The organism is Bradyrhizobium sp. Cp5.3 (assembly GCF_000426265.1).
In the GTDB taxonomy this organism is placed as follows: Bacteria; Pseudomonadota; Alphaproteobacteria; order Rhizobiales; family Xanthobacteraceae; genus Bradyrhizobium; species Bradyrhizobium neotropicale.
Map to the genome: position 1 here is coordinate 553468 of NZ_AUFA01000001.1, position 12863 is coordinate 566330.

Below are 12863 nucleotides of genomic sequence, written 5' to 3' on the forward strand. Positions count from 1 at the left end.
TTGGCGGAAGAAGAGCGGCCCGACGGCTTGTCGGAGCCGAGGACGTATCGAAGCAGCCTCTGAAGCGTTGTAACCAAGCCTTAACCATCGAGCGCCTTGACCCTGAATATGACCGAACCGAACCCTGGTTCCACGGATGCCGAGTTGCTGGCCGAGCCGCGGCTTGTGGTCGAGCCGGGCGTGGCGGCACGGGTGTCGGCGATCGCAGGCCCGGTGCTCGAGGGCATGGGCTACCGCTTGGTGCGGATCCGGATTTCCGGCGAGGCCGGCTGCACCGTGCAGATCATGGCCGAACGTCCCGACGGTTCGATGCAGCTCGAGGATTGCGAGGCGATCTCGCGGGCGCTGTCGCCCGTGCTCGACGTCGCCGACCCCATCGATCGCGCCTATCGGCTGGAAATCTCCTCGCCGGGAATCGACCGGCCGCTGGTGCGGCGCACCGATTTCGAGCGGTATACGGGGCATCTCGTCAGGATCGAAATGGCGGTCGCCCATGAGGGACGAAAGCGCTTCCGCGGCACGCTGGCCGGCGTCGAAGGCGATCGCGTGCGGATTAAGCGCGACGACGTCAAGGCCGGCGACGAGGCCGAGGTTCTCCTGGTGATGGAGGATATCGGCGACGCACGGCTGGTGCTGACCGACGAGCTGATCGCGGAGTCCATGCGCCGCGGCAAGGCCGAGGCGCGCGAGATGCGTCGCAATCTCGGGCTGGAGCCGCCGCAGGCCCCGCATGCGAAGATCAGCGAGAAGACGACAAAGAACACAAAGCCGAAGAAAAAGCCGGCACCGAAGAACACCAAGCAACATCGCCTTGCCGCAGAACGCGCGCGGCGCGGCGAAATCGAGCCTGACGAAGGAGACTAGCCATGGCAGTCAGCGCCAATCGACTCGAACTGCTCCAGATCGCCGACGCCGTTGCGCGCGAGAAATCGATCGACCGCAGCATCGTCATCGCCGCGATGGAGGACGCCATCGCGAAGGCGGCGCGCGCCCGTTACGGCAGCGAGACTGACGTTCACGCCGAAATCGACCCGAAGAAGGGCGAGCTCCGTCTGTCGCGCCACATGCTGGTGGTCGAGAAGGTCGAAAACCATTCCAACCAGATTTCGCTGACGGACGCGCAGCGCGCCAATCCCGGCGCCCAGGTCGGCGATACCATTGCCGACACCCTGCCGCCGCTCGAGTACGGCCGCATCGCCGCCCAGTCGGCCAAGCAGGTGATCGTGCAGAAGGTGCGCGAGGCCGAGCGCGACCGGCAATATCAGGAATTCAAGGATCGCATCGGCGACATCGTCAACGGCGTCGTCAAGCGCGTCGAATATGGCAGCGTGATCGTCGATCTCGGCCGTGGCGAAGCCATCATCCGCCGCGACGAGATGCTGCCGCGCGAGGTCTTCCGCAACGGTGACCGCGTCCGCGCCTATATTTTCGACGTGCGTCGCGAGACCCGCGGTCCGCAGATCTTCCTCTCCCGCACCCACCCGCAGTTCATGGCGAAGCTGTTCGCGCAGGAAGTGCCGGAAATCTATGACGGCATCGTCGAGATCAAGGCGGTGGCCCGCGACCCCGGCTCGCGCGCGAAAATCGGCGTGATTTCCCGCGATTCGTCGGTCGATCCGGTCGGCGCCTGCGTCGGTATGCGTGGCTCGCGCGTGCAGGCTGTGGTGAACGAGCTGCAGGGCGAGAAGATCGACATCATTCCCTGGTCGCCCGATATCGCGACCTTCGTGGTCAACGCGCTGGCGCCGGCCGAAGTGTCCAAGGTCGTCATCGACGAGGACCGCGAGCGCATCGAGGTCGTGGTTCCCGATACCAACAACCAGCTGTCGCTGGCGATCGGCCGCCGCGGCCAGAACGTCCGTCTCGCCTCGCAGCTCACCGGCTGGGACATCGACATCCTGACCGAGCAGGAGGAATCGGAGCGCCGCCAGGCCGATTTCGAGAACTCCACCCGCGTCTTCATGGAATCGCTCAATGTCGACGAGGTGGTCGGCCAGCTGCTGGCGTCCGAAGGCTTCACCTCGGTCGAGGAGCTCGCCATGGTGGAAGTCAAGGAACTCGCCGGCATCGAAGGTTTCGACGAGGAGACCGCGCAGGAGCTCCAGAACCGGGCGCGCGAATATCTCGAGCAGCAGGAAGCCGAGCTCGAAGCCCGTCGCAAGGAACTCGGTGTCGAGGACGCGCTCAAGGACGTGCCGGGCGTGACCTCGAAGATGCTGGTGAAGTTCGGCGAGAACGACATCAAGACCGTCGAGGATCTCGCCGGCTGCGCCACCGACGACCTGGTCGGCTGGACCGAGCGCAAGGAAGGTGGCGAGTCCACCAAATATCCGGGCGCGCTCGACGGCATCGACATCTCCCGCGACGATGCCGAAGCCATGATCATGCAGGCCCGCGTCAAGGCCGGCTGGATCACCGAGGCCGACCTTGCGAAGCCCGCCGAAGAGGCTGAGGCGACCGAAGATCAGCCGGCTTAAGGGCAACAGGAGATGTCGCCCGGATGCTCGCTCATTCTGACCCCGAACTCGACCATGGACCGCGGACCGAAAGGTCCGCGACCATGCGGATGTGCGTGGTCAGCCGCGAGGTCCGCCCGATCGACGAACTGATCCGCTTCGTCGTATCACCCCAGGGCGACATAGTTCCCGATCTCAAGCGCAAGCTGCCCGGACGGGGCATGTGGATCACCGCATCGCGCAAGGCGGTTGCGGAAGCCGTTCGCCGTCACCAATTTAGCAAAGCCTTCAAGCGCGACCTGCGCATTCCTCCGACGCTCCCGCTCGACACCGAGACGCTCCTGGTTCGGAGCGTGGCCGAAGCGCTCGCGATTTCCGCCAAAGCGGGCCAGGTGGTGGCCGGTTTTGGCAAGGTCGAAAGCGCCTTGCGGGAGGGCACGGTCGAGGTCCTGATCCATGCCAGCGACGGGGCCCCGGACGGAATCCGCAAATTAGACACGCTGGCACGGCAAAATGACGGGAATCGCGGCACCAAGCCGCCGATTCCCATCGTTACCGCATTGAAATCGGCAGAATTGGATTTGGCACTTACCCGGTCAAATGTGATACATGCTGCGCTGCTCGCGGGCCCGGCGAGCAGGACATTCCTGTCACGTAGCCAGATGCTGGTCCGATACCGGCTGGCGGACGATGACAAGACTGCCGAAAATCACGGCCAGGATTTCTGAAGACAACGACAAACCGGACGATGGTGCGGCAACGCACAACGTTAACAAGATCAAGATTGGGACTACTGAATGGTTGATACCAAGACCCCTGGCGACAAGAAGCTGAGCGTTCCGAGCAAGACGCTATCGCTCAAGCCGCGCGTCGAGACGGGCACCGTGCGCCAGAGCTTCAGCCATGGCCGGAGCAAGCAGGTCGTGGTCGAAAAGCGCGGCAAGCGCCGCATCGGCGACACTGGCCCCGAACCGCAGGCTGCTGAGGTCGTTGCGAAGCCGGCGCCGGCCGCGCCCGCTCCGTCGCGCCCGGCTCCGCCGCCCGCCCAGCCGCGCAACGCCGGTTCCGGCGTAGTGCTGCGCACCCTGACCGAGGATGAGCGCTCCGCCCGCGCCAGCGCGCTGGCCGACGCCAAGCTGCGCGAAGTCGAGGAACGCCGCCAGGCCGAGGAAGAGGCCCAGCGCCGCGCCGTCCGCGAGGCCGCCGAACGCGCCGAGCGCGAAGCCGCCGAAGCCCGCCGCAAGGCCGAGGAAGAGCGCCACCGTCACGAGGACGAAGCCAAGCGCAAGGCTGAGACCGAGGCCAAGAAGCGTTTCGGCGAAGGCGAGCAGCCGCAATCGGCCGCACGTACCGGGACGGCTGCACCGGCCGCTCCGGCGCCACGCCCCGCAACGACCACCGCGCGGCCGACGGCCTCCGCGGCCCGGCCCGCGACGACCACACAGCGGCCGGCTGGCCCCGCAGGTCGCGCACCCGCGGTCGCGGCCGGACCGGACGAGGATGAGGGTCCGCGCCAGATCCGTCGCGGTCCCGGCGGCGCCGCGCGTCCTGCGGCAGCCCCCAAGACCACCCACAAGCCCGGCCCGCAGAAGGAGCGCGGCCGCCTGACCGTCGTCACCGCGCTCAACGCCGACGACGTGCGCGAGCGCTCGATCGCCTCGTTCCGCCGCCGCACCCAGCGCCTGAAGGGCCATGCCTCGAACGAGCCGAAGGAAAAGCTCATCCGCGAGGTGACGATCCCGGAAGCCATCACCATCCAGGAACTCGCCAACCGCATGTCCGAGCGCGCGGTCGACGTCATCCGCATGCTGATGAAGCAGGGCGCGATGCACAAGATCACCGACGTGATCGACGCCGACACCGCGCAGCTCATCGCCGAAGAACTCGGCCACACCGTGAAGCGCGTCGCCGCCTCCGACGTCGAAGAGGGCCTGTTCGACACCGTCGATGATTCCACCGATACCGAGCCGCGTTCGCCGGTCGTGACCGTGATGGGCCACGTCGACCACGGCAAGACCTCGCTGCTCGACGCGCTCCGTCACGCCAATGTGGTCTCGGGCGAAGCCGGCGGCATCACTCAGCATATCGGCGCCTATCAGGTGTCATCGCCCGAAACCGGCAAGAAGATCACCTTCATCGACACGCCCGGCCACGCCGCGTTCACCGCGATGCGCGCTCGCGGCGCCAAGGTGACCGACATCGTCGTGCTGGTGGTTGCGGCCGATGACGGCGTGATGCCGCAGACGGTCGAAGCCATCAACCACGCCAAGGCGGCGCGCGTGCCGATCATCGTTGCCATCAACAAGATCGACAAGCCGGACGCCAAGCCGGAGCGCGTGCGCACCGAGCTGCTCCAGCACGAGGTGCAGGTCGAATCGTTCGGCGGCGAAGTCGTCGACGTCGAGGTGTCCGCCAAGAACAAGACCAATCTCGACAAGCTGCTCGAGATGATCGCACTGCAGGCCGAAATCCTCGACCTGAAGACCAATTCGCACCGCCCGGCCGAAGGCACCGTGATCGAGGCCAAGCTCGACCGCGGCCGCGGCCCGGTCGCGACCGTGCTGGTTCAGCGCGGCACGCTTCGTGTCGGCGACATCATCGTCGCCGGCGCCGAGATGGGCCGCGTCCGCGCGCTGATCTCGGACCAGGGCGAGACGGTTCAGGAGGCCGGTCCCTCGGTGCCGGTCGAGGTGCTCGGCTTCAACGGCCCGCCCGAGGCCGGCGATCGCCTCGCGGTGGTCGAGAACGAAGCCCGCGCCCGCCAGATCACCAGCTACCGTGCGCACCAGAAGCGCGAGAACGCCGCGGCCTCTATCTCCGGCATGCGCGGCTCGCTTGAGCAGATGATGTCGCAGTTGAAGACGGCGGGCCGCAAGGAATTCCCGCTGATCGTCAAGGCCGACGTGCAGGGCTCGCTGGAAGCGATCCTCGGCTCGCTGGAGAAGCTCGGCACCGACGAAGTCGCAGCCCGTATCCTGCATGCCGGTGTCGGCGGCATCTCGGAATCCGACGTGACGCTCGCGGAAGGCTTCAACGCCGCGATCATCGGCTTCTCGGTTCGCGCCAACAAGGAGGCGGCCGCGGCCGCCAAGCGCAACGGCATCGAGATCCGCTACTACAACATCATCTACGACCTCGTGGATGACGTGAAGAAGGCGATGAGCGGCCTGCTCGCGCCGACCCTGCGCGAGACCATGCTGGGCAATGCCGAGATCCTGGAGATCTTCAACATCTCCAAGGTCGGCAAGGTCGCCGGCTGCCGCGTCACCGACGGTACCGTGGAACGCGGCGCCAATGTGCGCCTGATCCGCGACAACGTCGTCGTGCACGAAGGCAAGCTGTCGACACTGAAGCGCTTCAAGGACGAAGTGAAGGAAGTCCAGGCCGGCCAGGAATGCGGCATGGCCTTCGAGAGCTACCACGACATGCGCGTGGGCGACGTGATCGAGTGTTATCGAGTGGAGACGATCCAGCGCTCCCTGTAAGTCCAAATCTTACCGAAGCGCTCGGATCTTTTTGAATTGAAATTGTGGGAGTGCGGATGGCCGGATTTTTCCGGCCATCCGCGCCTCATTCGTTGCAGCAGGACAAATGACAATGCCCGTGTCCCAAACACGGGCAGGGCGAGGTGATTTTCGAGAATGCCCCGGCATCATCAGAAAAAGAGTTCCGCACCCGGCGGCTCGCAGCGGCAGTTGCGCGTCGGCGAGCAGGTTCGCCATGCGATGGCCGATATTCTGGCGCAAGGCAGTGCGCATGATGCGGACCTCGAAGGTCACATCATCACCGTGCCGGAGGTACGGATGTCGCCTGACCTGAAGCTCGCGACAATCTACGTGATGCCGCTCGGTGGCCGCGACACCGAGGTCGTGATCGCTGCGCTCGAGCGCAACAAGAAATTCCTGCGCGGCGAGGTCGCGCGGCGCGTTAACCTGAAATTTGCACCTGACATTCGTTTCCGCGTCGACGAGCGATTCGACGAAGCGGAACGGATCGAGAAGCTATTGCGAACACCTGCGGTGCAAAGAGATTTGGAACAGGATCCGGATACGGATCGGGAAGAAGAACAATGATGATGGACCCGGCTCACGGCACGATCGGCAGCGAAGAGCCCGATACACGCGACGTGCAGAAGAATAATTTTGCAGGAGTCGGCGGCGACACGCAGCCGCACCAGGAGCCGCGCCGCGTCAACAACGATCCGCGCGCCAAGCAGCAGAAGGGCAACCAGCCGCGCCGCGACCGGCGCGACGTCCACGGCTGGGTCGTGCTCGACAAGCCGATCGGCATGACCTCGACCCAGGCTGTCGCCGTGCTCAAGCGCCTGTTCCAGGCCAAGCGCGCCGGCCACGCCGGCACGCTCGATCCGCTCGCCTCCGGCGGTCTGCCGATCGCGCTCGGCGAGGCCACCAAGACGGTTCCCTTCGTGATGGACGGCCGCAAGCGCTACCGCTTCACCGTGTGCTGGGGCGAGGAGCGCGACACCGACGACATCGAGGGCCGGGTGACCACGACCTCCGACCAGCGCCCAACCCGGGAGGCCATCGAGGCGCTCCTGCCCCGCTTCACCGGGGTGATCGAGCAGGTCCCGCCGCGCTATTCCGCCATCAAGGTGCAGGGCGAGCGCGCCTATGACCTCGCCCGCGACGGCGAGGTCGTGGAGTTGGCCCCCCGCCCGGTCGAGATTCACCATTTATCCCTTGTAGATCAACCAGATAATGATCGGGCGGTATTCGAGGCCGAATGCGGCAAGGGCACCTATGTCCGCGCCCTTGCCCGCGATATGGGCCGAATTCTCGGCACTTACGGCCATATCTGCGCGCTGCGGCGGACCCTGGTTGGCCCATTTGGCGAGAACGACATGATTCCGCTGGATCAGTTGGAGGCTTTGTGCGATAGAGCCGCGTCCGGCGAGGGCAGCCTCGCCGACGCGCTTTTGCCCGTTGAGACCGCGCTGGACGACATCCCGGCACTGGCCGTCACTCGGGCTGATGCGGCAAGGCTCCATCGGGGCCAAGCCGTTTTGTTGCGCGGACGGGATGCGCCCAATTGTAGCGGCACAGTCTATGTCACGGTGGCAGGCCGGCTTCTCGCGCTTGCCGAAGTCGGCAATGGCGAAATCATCCCCAAGCGTGTGTTCAACCTGACCGGCCTGACTGCCAGCCCCGGTCGCAACGAGAGAAATTGACGATGTCGATTGCCGCAGATCGCAAAGCGGAAGTCATCAAGACGAATGCCACCAAAGCCGGCGACACCGGCTCGCCCGAGGTTCAGGTCGCGATCCTTTCGGAACGCATCAACAACCTCACGAACCATTTCAAGACCCACGTGAAGGACAACCATTCGCGCCGCGGCCTCTTGAAGCTCGTGTCGACCCGCCGTTCGCTCCTCGACTATCTGAAGAAGAAGGACGAGGCGCGGTACAAGGCGCTGCTCGAGAAGCACAACATTCGTCGCTAAGTGTTCCTGCGCGCGCCACTGGCGCGCGTTTTTGCGCGTGGTTTCGAGCGAAAGCACTTTATTTCAAGGTTTTTGATCGAGGCTCACGCGTATGTCGGGTGCGAGCCCAAGATGATTCGCATCCGGGGCATGATGTTCGAAGGCCGCGGTACGGTGTTCGAAGACTTCACGTTCATGCCGACTGACCAGTCCAGCAGCAATCCGGCGGCTGGGCGCAACGGGCAAGGTGCCCGTATGACCCGAAAGGATGGACGCCATCCGAAATCTAAAAACCATGGCAGGATCGCAGGACGCTGATCGCCCGCTTCGATCAGCGTCCCGCAATCTTGCGCATGGTTTTTGTTTTTCGGGCCGTTCCTCTTTCGAGAACCCATGAAAGAAGACCTCTATGTTCAATAAGCATTCAGTCGAGATCGACTGGGGTGGACGCCCTCTCAAGCTTGAAACCGGCAAGATCGCACGCCAGGCCGACGGCGCCGTGCTCGCGACCTATGGCGAGACCGTGGTGCTCGCCACCGTCGTCGCGGCGAAGGCGCCGCGCGAAGGCGTCGACTTCCTGCCGCTGACCGTCGACTATCAGGAGAAGGCCTATGCAGCCGGCCGCATTCCCGGCGGCTATTTCAAGCGCGAGGGCCGTCCGACCGAGAAGGAGACGCTGGTCTCCCGCCTGATCGACCGCCCGATCCGCCCGCTGTTCGTCGACGGCTGGCGCAACGAGACCCAGGTGATCGTCACCGTGCTGTCGCACGACATGGAAAACGATCCCGATATCGTTGCGATGGTCGCGGCGTCCGCCGCCCTGACGCTGTCCGGCGCGCCCTTCAAGGGCCCGATCGGTGCGGCCCGCGTCGGCTTTGCCAATGACGAATTCGTCCTCAACCCGACGCTCGACGAGATGGTCGATACCCAGCTCGACCTCGTCGTTGCCGGCACCGCCGACGCCGTGCTGATGGTGGAATCGGAAGCCAAGGAGCTCAACGAAGACGTGATGCTCGGCGCCGTGATGTTCGGTCACCGCCACTTCCAGCCGGTCATCAACGCGATCATCGAACTCGCCGAGAAGGCCGCCAAGGAGCCGCGCGAGGTCACCGTGATCGACAATTCGGCGATCGAAAAGGAAATGCTCGGCCTGATCGAGCAGGAGCTGCGCGCTGCCTATGCGATCCCGGTCAAGCAGGAGCGCTATGCCGCGGTCGGCGTCGCCAAGGAAAAGGTGATGGCCCACTACTTCCCGGAGGGCCAGGAGCCGAAATACGACAAGCTCCGTGTCGCCGGCGTGTTCAAGGAGCTGGAAGCCAAGATCGTCCGCTGGAACATTCTCGACACCGGCAAGCGCATCGACGGCCGCGACTCCAAGACCGTCCGCAACATCCTCGCCGAGGTCGGCGTGCTGCCTCGCGCCCACGGCTCGGCGCTGTTCACCCGCGGTGAGACCCAGGCGATGGTCGTGACCACGCTCGGCACCGGCGAGGACGAGCAGTACATCGACGCGCTGTCGGGAACGTACAAGGAAACGTTCCTACTGCACTACAACTTCCCGCCCTACTCGGTCGGTGAGACCGGCCGCCTCGGCGGCACCAAGCGCCGCGAGATCGGCCACGGCAAGCTCGCCTGGCGCGCGATCCACCCCGTGCTGCCGCCGCACCACGAGTTCCCCTACACGATCCGCGTGGTCTCGGAGATCACCGAGTCCAACGGCTCGTCCTCGATGGCTTCGGTCTGCGGCGCCTCGCTCGCGCTGATGGACGCCGGCGTGCCGTTGAAGCGGCCGACCGCGGGCATCGCGATGGGCCTGATCCTCGAGGACAAGCGCTTTGCGGTTCTGTCGGACATCCTCGGTGACGAGGATCATCTCGGCGACATGGACTTCAAGGTCGCCGGCACCGACCAGGGCATCACCTCGCTCCAGATGGACATCAAGATCGAGGGCATCACCGAGGAGATCATGCGGGTCGCGCTTGGCCAGGCCAAGGACGGCCGCATCCACATCCTCGGCGAGATGGCGAAGGCTCTGACCGCTGCGCGCGCCGAGCTCGGCGAATACGCGCCGCGCATCGAGACCTTCAAGATCCCGACCGACAAGATCCGCGAAGTGATCGGCACCGGCGGCAAGGTGATCCGCGAGATCGTCGAGAAGACCGGCGCCAAGGTCAACATCGAGGACGACGGCACCGTGAAGGTCGCTTCCAGCGACGGCGAGGCGATGAAGGCCGCGATCAAGTGGATCAAGTCGATCGCGTCCGAGCCCGAAGTCGGCCAGATCTATGACGGCACCGTCGTCAAGGTGATGGAGTTCGGCGCCTTCGTGAACTTCTTCGGCTCCAAGGACGGCCTCGTCCACATCAGCCAGCTTGCGGCCAACCGCGTGCAGAAGACCAGCGACGTCGTCAAGGAAGGCGACAAGGTCAAGGTCAAGCTGCTCGGCTTCGACGATCGCGGCAAGACCCGGCTGTCGATGAAGGTCGTCGACCAGACCACCGGCGAGGATCTCGAGGCCAAGGACAAGCCGGCCGACGGCCAGCAGCCCCCGCGCGAAGCGGCCGGCGAGTAAGTCTCGCCACCTACATCAGAAACACGAAGGGCGGCCTTTCGGCCGCCCTTTTTGTTTGTCGCTTGCTCCAAGCGATCTGCGCCCCCTCTCCCGCTCGCGGGAGAGGTGAAGCAAGACCTCACGCCGCGATGTCGAACCGGTCGAGGTTCATCACCTTGGTCCAGGCCTTGGCGAAGTCCTTGACGAACTGCTGCTTCGCGTCCGACGAGGCATAGACCTCGGCGAAGGCGCGGAGCTGCGAGTGCGAGCCGAAGATCAGATCGGCGCGCGTGCCGGTCCACTTGACCGCATTGGTCTTGCGGTCGCGGCCTTCATAGGTGCCGTCAGCGCCGGCCTGTGCCCACTGCGTGCTCATGTCGAGCAGGTTGACGAAGAAGTCGTTGGTCAGCGTCCCCGGCTTCGCCGTGAAAACGCCGTTCTTCGAACCGTCCGCATTGGTACCGAGCACGCGCAAGCCGCCGACGAGCACGGTCAGTTCGGGGCCGGTGAGCCTGAGCAGCTGCGCGCGATCGACGAGCGCTTCCTCGGGCATCAGGAACTGATGCTTCTTGCCGATGTAGTTGCGGAAACCATCGGCCCGCGGCTCCAGCGGCGCGAACGAAGCTGCATCGGTCTGCTCCTGCGAAGCATCCATGCGGCCCGGCGTGAAGGAGACCTTCACGTCGACGCCGGCGTCCTTCGCGGCCTTCTCGACCGCGGCAGTGCCGCCGAGGACGATCAGGTCGGCGAGCGAGACCTTCTTCGCACCTGCCGAACCGTTGAACTCCTTCTGGATCGCTTCGAGCTTGCCGAGGACCTTCGAGAGCTGGGCCGGCTGGTTCACCTCCCAGTCCTTCTGCGGGCTAAGCCGGATGCGCGCGCCGTTGGCGCCGCCGCGCTTGTCCGAGCCGCGGAACGTCGAAGCCGACGCCCAGGCGGTCGAGACCAGCTCCGACACCGACAGACCCGAGGCCAGGATCTTCGTCTTCAGCGAGGCGATGTCCTGATCGCTGACCAGCTCGTGATTCACGGCCGGAACCGGATCCTGCCAGATCAGCGTCTCCTTCGGCACCAGCGGGCCGAGATAGCGCTGGATCGGGCCCATGTCACGATGGGTCAGCTTGAACCAGGCGCGGGCGAAGGCGTCCGCGAACTGATCCGGATGCTCGTAGAAGCGACGCGAGATCTTCTCATAGGCCGGATCGAACCGCAGCGAGAGGTCGGTCGTCAGCATGGTCGGCACATGCTTCTTGGACTTGTCGAACGCGTCCGGAATGGACGCGTCGGCGCCCTTGGCCTTCCACTGCTGCGCGCCCGCCGGGCTCTTCGTCAGCTCCCACTCATACTTGAACAGGTTCTCGAAGAAGTGGTTGCTCCACTTGGTCGGGGTCTGCGTCCAGGTGACCTCCGGGCCGCCGGTGATCGCGTCGGCGCCGACGCCGGTGCCGTGCTTGCTCTTCCAGCCGAGGCCCTGCTCTTCGAGCGCACCCGCTTCCGGCTCCGGCCCGACCAGCGACGGATCGCCCGCACCGTGGGTCTTGCCGAAGGTATGGCCGCCGGCGATCAGCGCGACGGTCTCTTCGTCGTTCATCGCCATGCGGAAGAAGGTCTCGCGAATGTCCTTCGCCGCGGCGATCGGATCCGGCTTGCCGTTCGGCCCTTCCGGATTGACGTAGATCAGGCCCATCTGCACCGCGCCGAGCGGCTCGGCGAGCTGGCGCTCGCCGCTGTAGCGCTCATCGCCCAGCCACGTGCCTTCGGGACCCCAGTAAAGCTCTTCGGGCTCCCAGACGTCGGCGCGTCCGCCGGCGAAGCCGAAGGTCTTGAAGCCCATCGACTCCAGCGCGACGTTGCCCGCGAGCACCATCAGGTCGGCCCAGGAAATCTTGCGGCCGTACTTCTGCTTGATCGGCCACAGCAGCCGGCGCGCCTTGTCGAGGTTGGCGTTGTCGGGCCAGCTGTTGAGCGGCGCGAAGCGCTGCTGTCCGGCACCGGCGCCACCCCGGCCGTCGGTGATGCGATAGGTGCCCGCGCTATGCCAGGCCATGCGGATCATGAGGCCGCCGTAATGGCCGAAATCTGCGGGCCACCATTCCTGCGAATCCGTCATCAGGGCGGTCAGGTCCTTGATGACCGCGTTCAGGTCGAGCGACTTGAACTCCTTGGCGTAATCGAACTCCTTGCCCATCGGATCGGACAGGTCGGAATTCTTGTGCAGCATCTCGATGCTGAGCTGGGTCGGCCACCAGTCGCTGTTCGCCGGCGTGCGTTTTCCGCCCGAAAACGGGCACTTCGAAGTGTCATCCATGAATACCTCCTCTGGTGGCGGTCAGACTTCGCCCATTACCAGGTAGAAGCACTCTAAGCTGCGCCCCCCATCAGGTAAAGTTGACTTTAATGATCGCTGCGATAGGATT

At 65.0% G+C, this 12863-nt stretch carries 10 protein-coding genes; 9 read left to right on the forward strand and 1 reads right to left on the reverse strand.

Annotated features, from left to right (window positions below):
* Nucleotides 1–108 precede the first annotated feature (108 nt).
* The 9 genes from rimP (at nt 109) to pnp (ending at nt 10467) form a co-directional block, all read left to right on the forward strand.
* Nucleotides 109–864 (forward strand): ribosome maturation factor RimP, encoded by a 756-nt coding sequence (gene rimP, locus K289_RS0102555; RefSeq protein ID WP_027550030.1) that lies wholly within the window; start codon nt 109–111, stop codon nt 862–864.
* A 2-nt stretch (nt 865–866) separates the two neighbouring features.
* Nucleotides 867–2477, forward strand: a complete 1611-nt coding sequence (gene nusA, locus K289_RS0102560) for a transcription termination factor NusA (protein WP_027550031.1) — start codon at nt 867–869, stop codon at nt 2475–2477.
* 23 nt (nt 2478–2500) lie between these two features.
* Entirely contained in the window at nt 2501–3184 is a 684-nt protein-coding gene (locus K289_RS0102565; RefSeq protein WP_027550032.1) for an RNA-binding protein, read from the forward strand.
* A gap of 69 nt (nt 3185–3253) precedes the next feature.
* The gene (gene infB / locus K289_RS0102570) at nt 3254–5941 is read left to right on the forward strand and encodes a translation initiation factor IF-2 (protein WP_027550033.1); all 2688 of its coding nucleotides are present in this window, start codon (nt 3254–3256) and stop codon (nt 5939–5941) included.
* Between the two features lie 156 nt (nt 5942–6097).
* Complete coding sequence (rbfA, locus tag K289_RS0102575) at nt 6098–6529, forward strand: 30S ribosome-binding factor RbfA (RefSeq protein WP_027550034.1); 432 nt, start codon at nt 6098–6100, stop codon at nt 6527–6529.
* A complete protein-coding gene (truB, locus tag K289_RS0102580) occupies nt 6526–7644 on the forward strand; it encodes a tRNA pseudouridine(55) synthase TruB (RefSeq protein WP_027550035.1) in 1119 nt (372 codons plus the stop codon). Before rbfA ends, truB begins: the two co-directional genes overlap by 4 nt.
* A gap of 2 nt (nt 7645–7646) precedes the next feature.
* A complete protein-coding gene (rpsO, locus tag K289_RS0102585) occupies nt 7647–7916 on the forward strand; it encodes a 30S ribosomal protein S15 (protein WP_027550036.1) in 270 nt (89 codons plus the stop codon).
* A gap of 111 nt (nt 7917–8027) precedes the next feature.
* Nucleotides 8028–8213 carry a hypothetical protein gene (locus tag K289_RS52080; RefSeq protein WP_145928052.1) on the forward strand — a complete coding sequence of 62 codons (186 nt, stop codon included), beginning with the start codon at nt 8028–8030 and terminating at the stop codon, nt 8211–8213.
* A 91-nt stretch (nt 8214–8304) separates the two neighbouring features.
* Entirely contained in the window at nt 8305–10467 is a 2163-nt protein-coding gene (pnp, locus tag K289_RS0102595; RefSeq protein ID WP_027550038.1) for a polyribonucleotide nucleotidyltransferase, read from the forward strand.
* Between the two features lie 118 nt (nt 10468–10585).
* Here pnp and katG read toward each other — a convergent pair whose 3' ends face one another.
* Nucleotides 10586–12754 carry a catalase/peroxidase HPI gene (gene katG, locus K289_RS0102600; protein WP_027550039.1) on the reverse strand — a complete coding sequence of 723 codons (2169 nt, stop codon included), beginning with the start codon at nt 12752–12754 and terminating at the stop codon, nt 10586–10588.
* Between the last annotated feature and the right edge of the window lie 109 nt (nt 12755–12863).